Source organism: Rugamonas apoptosis, from assembly GCF_014042355.1.
Lineage (GTDB): Bacteria > Pseudomonadota > Gammaproteobacteria > Burkholderiales > Burkholderiaceae_D > Rugamonas > Rugamonas apoptosis.
On the sequence record NZ_JACEZU010000015.1, the window covers coordinates 100,217 to 112,568 of the forward strand.

The 12,352-nt window shown below is 62.9% G+C and carries 15 protein-coding genes; 10 read left to right on the top strand and 5 right to left on the bottom strand.

What is annotated here, in order from left to right; genetic code table 11:
- Positions 1 to 5: 5 nt before the first annotated feature.
- A complete protein-coding gene (locus H3H39_RS24675) occupies positions 6 to 908 on the bottom strand; it encodes a LysR family transcriptional regulator (RefSeq protein ID WP_182157083.1) in 903 nt (300 codons plus the stop codon).
- Between the two features lie 97 nt (positions 909 to 1,005).
- On the opposite strand from H3H39_RS24675, the gene H3H39_RS24680 reads away from it, so the two are divergent.
- The 3 genes from H3H39_RS24680 (at position 1,006) to H3H39_RS24690 (ending at position 2,404) form a co-directional block, all read left to right on the top strand.
- Complete coding sequence (locus tag H3H39_RS24680) at positions 1,006 to 1,698, top strand: type 1 glutamine amidotransferase domain-containing protein (protein WP_220461670.1); 693 nt, start codon at positions 1,006 to 1,008, stop codon at positions 1,696 to 1,698.
- Positions 1,699 to 1,875: 177 nt separating this feature from the next.
- The gene (locus H3H39_RS24685) at positions 1,876 to 2,142 is read left to right on the top strand and encodes a BrnT family toxin (protein ID WP_182157051.1); all 267 of its coding nucleotides are present in this window, start codon (positions 1,876 to 1,878) and stop codon (positions 2,140 to 2,142) included.
- Positions 2,108 to 2,404, top strand: a complete 297-nt coding sequence (locus tag H3H39_RS24690; protein ID WP_182157052.1) for a BrnA antitoxin family protein — start codon at positions 2,108 to 2,110, stop codon at positions 2,402 to 2,404. The genes H3H39_RS24685 and H3H39_RS24690 overlap by 35 nt, the downstream gene beginning before the upstream one ends.
- A gap of 71 nt (positions 2,405 to 2,475) precedes the next feature.
- Here H3H39_RS24690 and H3H39_RS24695 read toward each other — a convergent pair whose 3' ends face one another.
- On the bottom strand, positions 2,476 to 3,687 hold the full coding sequence (locus tag H3H39_RS24695) for an MFS transporter (RefSeq protein WP_182157053.1): 1,212 nt from the start codon (positions 3,685 to 3,687) through the stop codon (positions 2,476 to 2,478).
- 120 nt (positions 3,688 to 3,807) lie between these two features.
- Here H3H39_RS24695 and H3H39_RS24700 point away from each other — a divergent pair, with 120 nt between their 5' ends.
- The 3 genes from H3H39_RS24700 (at position 3,808) to H3H39_RS24710 (ending at position 5,354) form a co-directional block, all read left to right on the top strand.
- Positions 3,808 to 4,701, top strand: coding sequence for a LysR family transcriptional regulator (locus H3H39_RS24700; protein WP_311196985.1), 894 nt, complete (start codon positions 3,808 to 3,810; stop codon positions 4,699 to 4,701).
- A gap of 124 nt (positions 4,702 to 4,825) precedes the next feature.
- On the top strand, positions 4,826 to 5,089 hold the full coding sequence (locus H3H39_RS24705; protein WP_182157085.1) for a BrnT family toxin: 264 nt from the start codon (positions 4,826 to 4,828) through the stop codon (positions 5,087 to 5,089).
- On the top strand, positions 5,073 to 5,354 hold the full coding sequence (locus H3H39_RS24710) for a BrnA antitoxin family protein (RefSeq protein ID WP_182157055.1): 282 nt from the start codon (positions 5,073 to 5,075) through the stop codon (positions 5,352 to 5,354). Before H3H39_RS24705 ends, H3H39_RS24710 begins: the two co-directional genes overlap by 17 nt.
- Positions 5,355 to 5,398: 44 nt before the next feature.
- Here H3H39_RS24710 and H3H39_RS24715 read toward each other — a convergent pair whose 3' ends face one another.
- Positions 5,399 to 7,009, bottom strand: a complete 1,611-nt coding sequence (locus H3H39_RS24715; protein ID WP_182157056.1) for an FMN-binding glutamate synthase family protein — start codon at positions 7,007 to 7,009, stop codon at positions 5,399 to 5,401.
- A 163-nt stretch (positions 7,010 to 7,172) separates the two neighbouring features.
- Between H3H39_RS24715 and H3H39_RS24720 the strand changes: the two genes are divergently transcribed.
- From H3H39_RS24720 to H3H39_RS24730, 3 genes are all read left to right on the top strand, one after another.
- Positions 7,173 to 7,844 (top strand): glutathione S-transferase, encoded by a 672-nt coding sequence (locus H3H39_RS24720; RefSeq protein ID WP_182157057.1) that lies wholly within the window; start codon positions 7,173 to 7,175, stop codon positions 7,842 to 7,844.
- A 133-nt stretch (positions 7,845 to 7,977) separates the two neighbouring features.
- Complete coding sequence (locus tag H3H39_RS24725; protein ID WP_182157058.1) at positions 7,978 to 8,754, top strand: 5'-3' exonuclease; 777 nt, start codon at positions 7,978 to 7,980, stop codon at positions 8,752 to 8,754.
- A 42-nt stretch (positions 8,755 to 8,796) separates the two neighbouring features.
- Complete coding sequence (locus H3H39_RS24730; RefSeq protein WP_182157059.1) at positions 8,797 to 9,258, top strand: response regulator; 462 nt, start codon at positions 8,797 to 8,799, stop codon at positions 9,256 to 9,258.
- Here the strand turns inward: H3H39_RS24730 and mnmA are convergent.
- Together mnmA and H3H39_RS24740 are read right to left on the bottom strand one after the other, a co-directional pair.
- On the bottom strand, positions 9,241 to 10,347 hold the full coding sequence (gene mnmA / locus H3H39_RS24735; protein ID WP_182157060.1) for a tRNA 2-thiouridine(34) synthase MnmA: 1,107 nt from the start codon (positions 10,345 to 10,347) through the stop codon (positions 9,241 to 9,243). The genes H3H39_RS24730 and mnmA overlap by 18 nt on opposite strands.
- Positions 10,348 to 10,365: 18 nt before the next feature.
- Entirely contained in the window at positions 10,366 to 10,857 is a 492-nt protein-coding gene (locus H3H39_RS24740; protein ID WP_182157061.1) for an NUDIX hydrolase, read from the bottom strand.
- Positions 10,858 to 11,227: 370 nt separating this feature from the next.
- Here H3H39_RS24740 and H3H39_RS24745 point away from each other — a divergent pair, with 370 nt between their 5' ends.
- Complete coding sequence (locus tag H3H39_RS24745) at positions 11,228 to 12,340, top strand: Re/Si-specific NAD(P)(+) transhydrogenase subunit alpha (RefSeq protein WP_182157062.1); 1,113 nt, start codon at positions 11,228 to 11,230, stop codon at positions 12,338 to 12,340.
- The last annotated feature ends 12 nt before the right edge of the window (positions 12,341 to 12,352 follow it).

Genomic DNA, 12,352 nt, shown 5'->3' on the forward strand with positions numbered 1-12,352 from the left:
GCGCGCTATCCGGCCGGATCGGCTAGCGCCGCGATCAACGCGCGGACGGCCGCCGACTGATGGCGGTGCGGCGCGTACACCAGGGAAAACGGGCGGGTCCGTCCGCCCAACTCCGGCAACAGCTCCACCAGACTGCCGTTGGCCAACCGCTCGCGGACGACAAAATCGTAGGACTGACAGATGCCGATGCCCTGTTCGGCCATGGCGACCGTGCCTAGCACGTCGTCCGATACCTCCAGCACTGAACTCGGCTGCCACTCGACTTGCTCGCCATCGATACAAAACGACCAGGCCGCATGCTTGCCCGTGCGCGGCAGGATGAACGGCAAACAGGTATGCCGCGCCAGGTCTTCGAGCGTGGCCGGCACGCCGGCTCTTTTCAGGTAGTCCGGCGCCGCCACGAGGCGCAGTGGGGCGTCTTCCAGCTTGCGCGCGATGAAGCCACTATCGGGCAGGCTGCCCAAGCGGATCGCCATATCGAAGCCCTCCGCCACCAGGTCCACGTTGCGATTGGTGATGTTGAGTTCAAGCCGCACCTGCGGGTGGCGTGCCAGGAATGGCTTCAGCAGGCTGGGCAAACGGTAGTGGCCGAACGTGGTCGGGGCACTGATGCGTACCTGGCCGCTCAGTACCGTGCTGTGGGACTGCGCTTCCTGTTCCGCCTCTTTGAGCTGATCGAACGCGCCGCGCGCCTGTTCAAGGTAGCGGCGGCCTGCGTCCGTCAGGCCGATGCGGCGCGTGGTGCGGCGCATTAATTGCTGCCCCAGCCGCGCTTCCAGACGGGCGACGGCGCGGCTCAGCACGGACGCCGTGGTTGACAGCGCCACCGCCGCCGCCGTGAACGAGCCATGCTCCATCACCGCCAGAAAGACTTCGACATCACCCAAATATTCGAAATTGCGCACTATTTGTTCTCCTGGTGAACTAGTGATGTTCACGTCGCCTAATTTATCACGCTGAGAAGCACAAATAGAATGCGCTGACCAACTTTTAATGGAGATTGACATGAGCGCTATTTCATCCTCGACCGGCAAACCGGTGCTGTTTGTGCTGACCAGCCACGCCACCAAAGGCGATACCGGCAAAGCGACCGGCTACTACCTGGGCGAAGTCACGCACCCGCTGCACGAATTGGAGCAAGCCGGTCTGACGGTCGAGTTCGCCTCTATCCAGGGGGGCGAACCGCCCGTGGACGGCCTCGACCTCAACGACCCGCTCAACGCCCGCTACTGGCAAGACCCCGCGTTCCGCGCCCAGGTGGCCAACACTGCGCGCCTGTCGGAAGTCGATCCGTCCCGTTACGCCGGGATCTTCTTCGCCGGCGGCCACGGCACGATGTGGGATTTCCCGGTCGACGCCTCGGTACGCGCCGTCACGCGCGCCATCTACGAGGCCGGTGGTATCGTGGGCGCCGTCTGCCATGGTCCGGCGGCGCTGGTGAATGTGACCCTGAGCGACGGCACGCCGCTGGTCGCCGGCAAAAAGGTGGCGGCATTCACGGACAGCGAGGAACGCGCGGTCGGGCTGGACCAGACGGTGCCGTTCCTGCTGGCCAGTGAGCTCACCAAGCGGGGCGCGCAGCACCAGCCAGCGCCGGACTGGAGCGTGAACGTGGTGGTGGATGGCCGCCTGGTGACGGGCCAGAACCCGCAATCGGCCAGCGGCGTCGGCGCCGCGATGCGGGCACTGCTGCACTGATGGAACTGCCCAACACCGGCGATGCCCACAGTACGTGCGCACCGTGTCGCCGCAAGGCTGATTGATTCCCAACTGCGGCAGCGCAAACGCGCTGGCCGTGGTGTCGTTAATGTGTCCGTTGAAGTGCGCCACGTCGCGGATAACATGACATGACAAAGGCAGATCACCTGTGATCCCATGAGGGGCGTGCTCAACCGAAGCAAGCATGGTATCTCGCGCATTGATGCCAACGCTTTCGATTGGGATACCGCGCCATACTGGGTTGATCGGCGGCGTGATTACCAGGAACCGCGCATGTGTGCACTGGGGCGCATTGCCGGTCGGGTGCATGTGGCAGTGTTCGTTGTTCGTGCCGGCACCTTAAGAATGATCAGTTTGCGTAAAGCGAATCCGCGAGAGGAGCGGCGTTATGGCAAGACAGAGCAAGGCCACCAAGGCGGATGACATGGACGAGACTGCGAGCAACGTGGTAGCGCCGCCGGATACCGATGCGTTGCCATTGTCTGAAGAGGAACTCGCGCAATTCAGACCGTGGCAGCCATGGTTGCAAGCGCCTGCGGGCACGCCCAAAGTCAGCGTCAGTATTGCGTATGACAGTGATCTACTGGACGTGTTCAAGTCCACCGGCACAGGCTGGGAAGAGGGCATCAATGCGGTGCTGCGTGAGTGGGCGATACGGCGCGGCTATTTGCCGTCGCCGCGTTAGCCCTTCAAGCCAGCGGATGAAACGTCGTCCAGCCCGTTCGGGCGACGACGGCACCAGTCTGCAACCAGCGTTTATGCAGTCTTGCGCTGACAGCTGGTTTGGCCCAGGTACTCGGTGCCCCAGTACAGCAGTGCTACACCGTTGAACGCAGCCCCGGCCATCAGCGCAGCAATCCAACCATGGGTGGCGAAGATCCAGCCGCCCAGCGCAGAGCCCAGGGCGCCACCGGCGAAGAACAGCGCGAAATACACACCATTCAGACGGCTACGCACTTCCGCACCCAGCGAGAAGATTGCACGTTGGCCCAGCACCAGGTTTGCTGCAACACCCATGTCCAGCACGATCGAGGCTATCACCAGGATGCCCAGCGCGATGTTGCGCGATGCAGGTGCGATCATTGGCAGTACGAAGCCAATAACACCCAGCGTTAGCGCTGCGGCAGTTGCCATCAACGTGTGACCTTTATCAGCCAGCTTGCCCGCGATTGGCGAAGCGATAGCACCAGCCATGCCTACCAGCGCAAAGATTGCGATGCCAGTCTGCGACAATTGGAACTGCGGGCCGGACAGCATCAGCGGCGTGACAGTCCAGAACAGGCTGAACGAACCAAACAGGCCAGCGTGATATGCGGCGCGGCGACGTAATACTGGGGTCTTGAGGAACAGATGCCACAGCGAGCCCATCAGTTTAGGGTACGAGATGGTTGAGGTTGGCGCTCGTGCTGGCAGCTTGGCGCGTAGGACCATAGCGACCATCAGAACCATCACGGCGGCGCCGCCGAACACGACGTGCCAACTGGCCGCATCCGCAATCAAGCTAGCCGCAGGACGCGCAAGCATGATACCCAACAGCAGGCCGCTGACTACCTTGCCGACGGTGACGCCACGAGTGGCCTCTTTGGACATGTGCGCGGCGAACGGCACGATAATCTGTGCCGCCACCGAACCCAATCCTATGCCCAATGCAGCAGTAAGGAACATCCAGGCGCTGCTGCTCACTGCCGCCAGCACCAACATGGCCGAGGTGAAAATCAGGCCGGCGAAAACCAGGCGGCGGTTTTCCAGCAGGTCGCCCAGAGGGACGATGAACAGCAGACCGATACAGTAGCCAATCTGAGTCAGGGTAACGATAAGACCTGCGGCTTCGGGCGACATTCCAGTCGAGGAGCTGATTGGACCAACCAAGGTCTGGGCGTAATACAGGCTTGCCACGATCAGACCGGTAGCGGTTGCCAGCAAGCTGACCATGCCGGGGCTGATATCTTTTTCTTCTGCTTTGCTCATGATGTAACTCCAGTGGGGGATTTCGATGAACAAATTTTAGACAAAAGGCGGATAAAGATAATTAGGGCATAATGCACTTGGTATTTTCACTTAATGTGAACAATGGACAGACTAAAAGCCATGCAGACCTTTGTCCGCATCGTCGAAGCGAACAGCTACACCAAGGCTGCCGAGACGTTGGACTTGCCGCGCGCCGCACTCACCGCCACCATCAAAAAACTCGAGGCCTATCTCGGCACGCAGCTGCTACAGCGCACCACGCGCCGTCTCTCCCTTACGCAGGATGGCGCACAGTACTTCCATCAGTGCCTGGCCATCCTGCAGGCCGTGGAAGAGGCTGAAGGTACTTTTCGTGGTCCGAACGCTGGGCCGCCGCGTGGCCGTCTCAGGGTAGAACTTCCGGGTACCTTCGGCCGAAATATCGTCATGCCGCACATCGCCAAGTTCTGCGAACGGTACCCTGAAGTTGAGCTGGTCGTAAGCCAGAGTGAGCGCATCCGGGACTTGATCGCGGAAGGTCTGGACTGCGCAGTGCGGGTAGGCGTACTCCAGGACTCCACCATGATTGCTCGTCGGCTTGGCAATATGGCCTTTGTTACCTGCGCTGCGCCGGCGTACCTCAAGACGCATGGCGTGCCGCAATCTCTCGATGACCTGCGCGAGCACCGGGGCGTGTCGCACTTCTCTGGCCTGACGGGGCGACCATACGATTGGGATTTTGTGGTGGATGGTCATGTGGTGCGAGTGGAGGTACGCAGCGCCATCGCGGTCAACGATGCTGAAGCAAACGTCGTCTGTGCATTACAAGGGATGGGATTATCTCAAGCGGCCAAGTACCAGGTTCGTGAATACTTGCGCAGTGGTGCCCTGGTAGAGGTGTTGTCCGGTACGCTGCCTACCCCAATGCCCATCTCACTGCTCTATCCGCAGGGCCGCATGGCGTCGCCACGCCTGCGCGTATTCGCCGACTGGCTGACAGCACTACTGCAGGACGATCCAGATTTGCAGGCTTGATCGCGCGGTTCTGTTTGCGCGTGGCTGATCACTGTCGCGCTGCGCCAGCGCAAATGCGTTGATCGCGGTGTTGTTAAAGTGTCCGTTGAAGTTTTTCACATTGCGGATAACATGACAGACGGCGATCACCTTTGATCCCGGGAAAGACAAGCTCAACCGGCGCAAGCATAAGATTTCGTTGGCGCGTGCAGAAGATTTCGAATGGGACACGGCGGTGAGCTGGCCCGATCAGCGCTTTGAATACAATGAGGTGCGCATGTGCGCCGTTGGTCTGATCGGTGTTCGTTTGTATTTTTTAGCATATGAGGAGCGAGATGATGCTTTGCGCGTGATCAGTTTACGCAAGGCGAATGCAAGAGAGGAGCAACGTTATGTTAGACAAGCGTAAGATTGTTTTTGTTACACCGGAAGAGGATGCCGAAATCACCGCCGCCGCCCTGGCCGACCCCGACGCGCAGCCGTTGACGGATGAACAGCTTGCACAGATGGTCCCCTGGACGGAGTTCATCAAAACCCATGGCGTCCGCGTCAGCACCTTGTTTGACCGCGACCTGGTGCATGCCTTTATCAGCACGGGTGACGGCTGGCAAGAACGCATGAACGCGGCGCTGCGCGAATGGGCCGTGCAGCATGACATGCTGCCGCCGGCCTGACAGGTCAAGGCGGACTCGCCCGGTGCGGCGAAACCGCTGCTGGCTCACGCCAGCGGATGAAACGATTCCGCCTGCGCCATCGGCCAGTACATGCCGAACACGGGCGGCAGGCGCGACAGTTGGCTGGGGTCCAGCAACTGTCCCGGGTCCAGGTAGGGCAACAGGCGGGACGCCAGCTTGACCTGATTGGGCGAGATGCGCCGCACCAGGTGGTGCGGTTGCAATTGCGCTGGATGGGTGAGTCCGGCGGCGGCCACCAGCCCGGCCAGCGCCTTCATGGTGTTCTGATGGAAGTTGGCCACCCGCTGCGCCTTGTCCGGCACCACTAGCGCGCGCTGGCGCAGCTTGTCCTGGGTGGCCACGCCGGTCGGGCAGCGGTCCGTGTGGCAGTGCTGCGACTGGATGCAGCCCAGCGCGAACATGAAGCCGCGCGCCGAGTTGCACCAGTCCGCGCCCAGGGCCAGCAGGCGGGCGATGTCGAACGCCGTGATCACCTTGCCCGAGGCGCCGATCTTGATCCGCTCGCGCAGACCGGCGCCCACCAGCGTGTTATGCACCAACAGCAGCGCTTCCTGCAACGGCGTGCCCACGTGGTCCGTGAATTCCACCGGCGCCGCGCCGGTGCCGCCTTCGCCGCCATCGACGACGATGAAGTCGGGCGTGATGCCGGTGGCCAGCATGGCTTTGACGATGCCGAAAAATTCCCACGGGTGGCCTATGGCCAGCTTGAAGCCGGTCGGCTTGCCGCCCGACAGGTTACGCAGGCGGTCGATAAAGGCCAGCATTTCCAGCGGCGTGGAGAAGGCCGAGTGGCTGGCCGGCGACACGCAATCCTGGCCTTGCGGCACGCCGCGCGTGGTGGCGATCTCGATCGTCACCTTGGCGCCGGGCAGCACGCCGCCGTGGCCCGGCTTGGCCCCTTGCGACAATTTCAGTTCGATCATCTTCACCTGTTCCGTGCAGGCGTTGGCCACGAAGCGCTCTTCCGAGAAGCTGCCGTCGGCGTTGCGGCAACCGAAGTAGCCGGAACCGATTTCCCACACCAGGTCGCCCCCATGCATGCGGTGGTAGGGGCTGATGCTGCCTTCGCCCGTGTCGTGCATGAAGTGGCCGAGCTGGGCGCCGCCGTTCAAGGCCTGGATGGCGTTGGCCGACAGTGCGCCGAAACTCATGGCCGAGATGTTGAACACGCTGGCCGAATAGGGCTGGGCGCGCGGGCAGTCCGGGTGCTTGCCGATGTCGATGCGGAAGTCGTGGCCGGCCTCGGGCGCGGGCGCGATCGAATGGTTGATCCACTCGTAGCCATCCTGGTAGACGTCGAGCTGGGTGCCGAACGGGCGCTTGTCCGTCTCCACCTTGGCGCGCTGGTAGACGATGCTGCGCTGGTTGCGCGAGAACGGCGCCGCTTGCGTGTCGTCCTCCAGGAAGTACTGGCGGATCTCGGGCCGGATCGCCTCGAGCAGGAAGCGCAAATGGGCCAGGATGGGATAGTTGCGGCGCAGCGCGCGCCGGGTCTGCAGCAGGTCCGCCACGCCCACCAGCACCAGCGCGGCGGCCGCCAGCGGCAGCCACGGGTTGGTGCCCATCAACAGCGATAGCACCAGCGTGGCAATGGCGAGCTGGAAGGCGAGGTAACGCAGGGTCAGAAACTTCATGGGCGCTCCGGTGCGGTGATGATGGGGGCGGTGGCGCGATGCCAGCATGCCGTCGTCAGCGAGTGTACTGCTTTTTCCGCGCGGCAAGCGACTGGCGGCTGGTTCGCGGCAACAGTGTTAAGCTGGCAAGGTGTGCCCGTCCCCACCTTGACCAGGAAGCCCCATGATCGTTGTCCACCACCTCAACAACTCCCGTTCCCAGCGCGTGCTGTGGCTGCTTGAAGAACTGGGCCTGGAATACGAGATCGTGCGCTACCAGCGCGACCCCAAGACCATGCTGGCGCCGGCGGCGCTGCGCGCCATCCACCCGCTGGGCAAGTCGCCCGTGATCACGGATGGCGACGTGACGGTGGCCGAGTCGGGCGCCATCGTCGAGTACCTGGTCGAACGCTACGGCAACGGCATGCTGGTGCCGCCGCCGGGCACGGCCGACAAGCGGCGCTGGACGTATTTCATGCACTACGCGGAAGGCTCGGCCATGACGCCGCTGCTGATGAAGCTGGTGTTCGACCGGGTCGAATCGGGACCGGCGCCGTTCTTCATCAAGCCGGTGGCGCGCGCCATCGCGCAAAAGGTCAAGTCGATGTACATCCAGCCGCAGATCGAGCAGCACCTCGATTACCTGGAGGCCGAACTGAGCCAGCACCTGTGGTTCGCCGGCGCCGAATTCAGCGCGGCCGATATCCAGATGAGTTTTCCGCTGGAGGCGGCCGCCGCCCGCGCCGGCCTCGATGGCCGCCGCCACCACTTGCGCGCCTTCCTCGACCGCATCCACGCGCGCCCCGCGTTCCAGCGCGCGCTGGAGCGGGGCGGGCCATACGAATTGCTGAAATAGGCGGCGACCAGATGGACGTGACGTGCGCGTAGGCTAAGCAAGCGGCATCTGCCGCGAGTTTGCGCCAAACGGCTTCTGCCCGTATAGGTCGTGGAGTAGAATGCGCGCTTGCATCCGTCCCCATGAATACGCCATGAGCCGACTCCTCGCCATCGATGGCCTCAACATCGTGCGCCGCGTCTACGAAGCGAGCCCCGAACCCGATTCGCCGGAGAAGGCCGAAATCGCGCTGCGCCACGCGCTGTCCTCGTTCCGCAAGCTGATCAACGAACATGAACCGAGCCACGTGCTGCCGGCCTTCGATTTCGGCGGCCCCACCTGGCGCCACGCGCTGTATGCGGGCTACCGGGCCGGGCGCGCGCCCATGCCGGCCGAGCTGCGGGCGGCGCTGCCGGCGTTTTACACGCAACTGGAAGGCTGGGGCTTGCGCGTGGTGTCGCTGCCGGAAGTGGAGGCCGACGACGTGATCGGCACCGTGGTGCTGCGCTGGCTGGCCGAGGGCCGCGGCGAAGCCACCGTGGCCACCACCGACAAGGACCTGCACCCCTTGATCGCCAACGGCGCCCGCGTGTGGGATCACTTCAAGGGCGAATGGCACGACCACGCCTGGGTCGAGCGCAAATGGGGCGTGCCGCCCGAGCAGTTGCCGGACTTGCTGGCGCTGATGGGCGATGCCACCGATGCCATCCCCGGCGTGTCCAAAGTGGGCGCCAAGACGGCGGCCCGACTGTTGCGTACATACGGCAATCTGGACGCGATCATGGCCGGCGCCGGCATTCTGAAGGATGTACTAGGAGAAACTTTACGAAAAGAGCGGGAAATGTTGTATCTTTCTCGACAACTGGTGCAATTGAAAACGGATGTGCGGGTCGGCGTGAGCTGGAACATGCTGGCCTGGGATCGGCCCTAGTGAACTCGGAGCCGGCGGCGCGTCCACGAGAAAGGTTTTACGATGTTAAAGGCAGTCATTATCGACAGCAGCGCCGTGGCCCGCGGCCTGCTCAACACCGTCCTGCTCGACGGCGGCTACGACGTGGTGGGACAGAGCCACACCTGCGCCAGCGGCATGACGCTGCTGCTCAAGCACCACCCCCACATCGTCTGCATCGCCCGCGAGCAGATCGAAAGTGATACCGCCGTGGTGCGCGAAATCAAGGGCAACTGGCCCAAGACGCTGATCTTCATGGTGTCGAGCGAATTCGACGCAGCCACCATCCAGGCGGCGCACGCGATGGGCGTGAACGGTTTCATCGTCAAGCCGTTCAAGGCCGACACCGTGCTCAATACCATCCGCAACACGGTGATCGCCATGGTCAAGCGCCAGCGCGCCGCCATGGCGGTCCAGCAGGGCGGCGCCGATGGGCCATCCGATGACGGAGCGCCCGGCGGCGACCCGTCAGGCGCTGAAGTCTGAACCGGCGATAATGCCGCCGCCCAGGCACACGTCGCCGTCGTACAGCACGGCCGACTGGCCGGGCGTGACGGCCCACTGGGCTTGCTCGAACTGCAATGCGAAGTTGGCGTCGCCGTCCGGCGTGACGGTGCAGGCCACGTCGGCCTGGCGGTAGCGGGTCTTGGCCGACAGCGCGCGCGGCGCCGGCGGCGTGCCGGCGATCCAGCTGGCTTGATCCGCGCGCAGCGTGGACGACAGCAGCCATGGATGGTCATGGCCCTGCACGATATACAGCGTGTTGTTGACGATGTCCTTGCGCGCCACGTACCAGGCGTCGCTGCTGCCATCGTCTTTCTTGTAGGCTTTCATGCCGCCCACGCCGATGCCCTTGCGCTGGCCCAGCGTGTAGAAGCTCAGGCCCACGTGTTCGCCCACCACCTTGCCGTCCGGCGTCTTCATCGGGCCCGGCTTGTAGGACAGGTAGCGGTTCAGGAATTCGCGGAACGGGCGCTCGCCGATGAAGCAGATGCCGGTCGAATCCTTCTTGGCCGCGTTGGGCAGGGCCAGCTTTTCAGCGATCTTGCGCACTTCCGTCTTGGGGATTTCGCCCAGCGGGAACAGGGTCTTGGACAACTGCGCCTGATTAAGACGGTGCAGGAAGTAGCTCTGGTCCTTGGTGTGGTCCAGCGCCTTCAATAATTCGAACTGTGTTCCATTCTGGCGCACGCGCGCGTAGTGGCCGGTGGCGATCAGGTCCGCGCCCAGGTGCATGGCGTGGTCCAGGAAGGCCTTGAACTTGATCTCGGCGTTGCACAGCACGTCCGGGTTGGGGGTGCGGCCGGCCTGGTATTCGCGCAGGAAGTCGGCGAACACGCGGTCCTTGTATTCGGCCGCGAAGTTGACGGCCTCGATGTCGACCCCGATCACGTCGGCCACGCTGGCCGCGTCGATCCAGTCCTGGCGGGTGGAGCAGTACTCGGAGTCGTCGTCGTCTTCCCAGTTCTTCATGAACAGGCCCACCACCTCGTAGCCCTGCTCCTTGAGCATCCACGCCGCGACCGAGGAATCGACCCCGCCTGACATACCGATCACGACTTTTTTCTTGCTCATCTTGCTTATTCCGTTACTTTAATCATTCGATACCACTTCCTTGAACACGGAAGCGTGGGTGTGCAGCAGTTCCAGCGGGGCGCGCCGCCCGGCCAGGTATTCGTCCACGCACTGCAGCACCAGCGGGCTGCGGTGCTGGTCGCGGCAGGCGGCCAGCTCGTCGCGCGTGAGCCACATGGTGCGCAGGATGCCCTCGTCCAGCGGCCGCTCGTGGCGCTGGCCCGGCACGCCGCAGAAGGTGAAGCGCAGATAGGTCACTTCCTCGCCCGTGCGGCGCGAGGTGTAGCGCGACATATACATGCCCACCAGCGCCGTGGGCGTGAATTCGTGCGCCGTCTCCTCCAGCGTTTCGCGGATCACGGCCTGTTCCAGCGACTCGTGCGGGTCCAGGTGCCCGGCCGGCTGGTTGATGCGCACGCCCTCGCTGGTCTCTTCTTCGATCAGCAAGAACTTGCCATCGAGTTCGATGATGGCGGCGACAGTCACAGAGGGTTTCCAGATACGCGGCATGGGTCATCCTTGAAAGAGCCGCCATTTTAGCCTGTTCTGCTGCTCCGGTTATGACAGCCGTATGACTTCTGGGCCGCTTGGCATTGAAATTGCTCAAACTTGAGGTGGATTGTTGCTACGCAGCAGAATTTTATTGGGTTGCAGTTGTAAATCCGCACAATTTCATTACAAATAGTAATAAATGAAGTGATAATTGACCTATTTATTGATAAATGCATACTAAGTATAGTAAAGCCAACGGCGCAGCCGTCCACCCCCCGATTAGTGGGACAGCACTATCGAAGTGCCCGGACAAATAGCCAGTCGCCATGGCATTCCGTGTTAGATTTCTATCGTCTAGTCAGTTTATTAATCCTTTGGAGGCAATTGTATGAGAATAGGCATACCGGCCGAGACGCGGTCGGGCGAAACCCGAGTTGCGGCGACGCCCGAAACAGTCAAGAAGCTCGCAGCGAAACATCAAATCGTGGTGCAGTCTGGCGCAGGTATGCCGGCCTCGGTGACGGACGAGGCCTACGCGGCCGCCGGCGCCCAGATCGTCAGCGCCGCCGAAGCGTTCGCCGCCGAGGTGGTGCTCAAGGTGCGCGCCCCCAACGCCGACGAACGTGGCCTGATGAAAGCCGGCACCGTGGTGATCGGCATGCTCAATCCGTTCGATAGCGAGAACATCGCCGCCATGGCTGCTGCCGGGCTGCAGGCGTTCGCGCTGGAAGCCGTGCCCCGCATCACGCGCGCCCAGTCGATGGACGTGCTGTCGTCGCAAGCCAACATCGCCGGCTACAAGGCCGTGATGATGGCGGCCAATACCTACCAGCGTTTCATGCCGATGCTGATGACGGCCGCCGGCACCGTGAAAGCGGCCCGCGTGCTGATCATGGGTGTGGGTGTGGCCGGTCTGCAGGCCATCGCCACGGCCAAGCGCCTGGGCGCCGTGATCGAGGCGTCGGACGTGCGTCCGCCCGTCAAGGAGCAGGTTGAATCGCTGGGCGCCAAGTTCATCGACGTGCCGTTCCTGACCGAGGAGGAAAAGGAAATCGCCAAGGGTGTGGGCGGTTACGCGCGGCCCATGCCGGCCGACTGGATGCGCCGCCAGGCGGAGCTGGTGCATGAACGGGCCAAGCAGGCCGACATCATCATCACCACCGCCCTGATCCCCGGCCGCGCCGCGCCGACCCTGATCTCCGAAGAGACGGTCAAGGCCATGAAACCCGGTTCCGTGATCGTCGACCTGGCCGTCTCGCAAGGCGGCAACTGCCCGCTGTCGGAACTGGGCAAGACGGTCCTCAAGCATGGCGTCTACATCGTCGGCGAGCCGGACCTGGCCACGCTGGTGGCGGCCGACGCCTCGGCCCTGTATGCGCGCAACGTGCTCGACTTCCTCAAGCTGATCATCGACAAGGAAGACAAGCTCGTGATCGACCGCGAGGACGAGATCATCAAGGCCACCCTGGTATGCGCCGGCGGCGACGTGCTGCGCAAATAACCGAATCTGGAG

Coding starts and splice junctions, on each gene's coding strand:
- H3H39_RS24680 (WP_220461670.1), top strand. CDS start 1,006: ATGAGCGCTATTTCATCCTCGACCGGCAAACCGGTGCTGTTTGTGCTG.
- H3H39_RS24725 (WP_182157058.1), top strand. CDS start 7,978: ATGAGCCGACTCCTCGCCATCGATGGCCTCAACATCGTGCGCCGCGTC.
- H3H39_RS24695 (WP_182157053.1), bottom strand. CDS start 3,687: ATGAGCAAAGCAGAAGAAAAAGATATCAGCCCCGGCATGGTCAGCTTG.
- H3H39_RS24715 (WP_182157056.1), bottom strand. CDS start 7,009: ATGAAGTTTCTGACCCTGCGTTACCTCGCCTTCCAGCTCGCCATTGCC.
- H3H39_RS24710 (WP_182157055.1), top strand. CDS start 5,073: ATGTTAGACAAGCGTAAGATTGTTTTTGTTACACCGGAAGAGGATGCC.
- H3H39_RS24700 (WP_311196985.1), top strand. CDS start 3,808: ATGCAGACCTTTGTCCGCATCGTCGAAGCGAACAGCTACACCAAGGCT.
- H3H39_RS24730 (WP_182157059.1), top strand. CDS start 8,797: ATGTTAAAGGCAGTCATTATCGACAGCAGCGCCGTGGCCCGCGGCCTG.
- H3H39_RS24745 (WP_182157062.1), top strand. CDS start 11,228: ATGAGAATAGGCATACCGGCCGAGACGCGGTCGGGCGAAACCCGAGTT.
- H3H39_RS24740 (WP_182157061.1), bottom strand. CDS start 10,857: ATGCCGCGTATCTGGAAACCCTCTGTGACTGTCGCCGCCATCATCGAA.
- H3H39_RS24720 (WP_182157057.1), top strand. CDS start 7,173: ATGATCGTTGTCCACCACCTCAACAACTCCCGTTCCCAGCGCGTGCTG.
- H3H39_RS24685 (WP_182157051.1), top strand. CDS start 1,876: ATGAGGGGCGTGCTCAACCGAAGCAAGCATGGTATCTCGCGCATTGAT.
- H3H39_RS24690 (WP_182157052.1), top strand. CDS start 2,108: ATGGCAAGACAGAGCAAGGCCACCAAGGCGGATGACATGGACGAGACT.
- mnmA (WP_182157060.1), bottom strand. CDS start 10,347: ATGAGCAAGAAAAAAGTCGTGATCGGTATGTCAGGCGGGGTCGATTCC.